General features: G+C 58.1%; 1 pseudogene. It reads left to right on the forward strand.

Annotation, left to right across the window (positions count from 1 at the left end):
• A pseudogene (locus DVK07_RS20870) lies at window positions 1-554 on the forward strand (transposase); the annotation flags it as partial.

Below are 554 nucleotides of genomic sequence, written 5' to 3' on the forward strand. Positions count from 1 at the left end.
ACCTGTCGAGCAGACCGCCGCCTGCGGCCTGCTCGACTCCACGTACTCGATTCGACCCACGTCGAAGCGATCCAACACAACGACGCTGCCTCATGGAATTACGATTCAACAGCCGAGGAGTATTACTACGGCTTCGGCTGTACACTCGTCTCAACTGGCACAAAGATCCCGATAGCAGCGGAGTTCACACAAACGAAACAAGCGGATCAGGAGACGGCGATGCGCGTCACGCGTGACGCGCTCGCCGTCGATACACCGATCTGGATGCTTGGAGACAGTGCCTGCGATATCCTCGACTGGCACGACCACCTGCTGGCCGTAGGGGTCGTGCCAGTCGCTCCGTACAACCCACGAAACACTGACGATCTACTGGACATCGAGTACAGAGTTGAAGACCGTATCGAGGAACACAGCAAAGGCGTGTAGCTGAAACAATCTATCTTGAACGAGACGTACAACCACCGGACAGGCGTCGAGCGAACCAATGACGCGGTGAAGGACTGCGGCCTCGGGCACGTTTGCGCCCGAGGCCGCGTCCACGCTCGAACAGAAGT

The organism is Halorubrum sp. Atlit-26R (assembly GCF_003666015.1).
Classification (GTDB): Archaea; Halobacteriota; Halobacteria; order Halobacteriales; family Haloferacaceae; genus Halorubrum.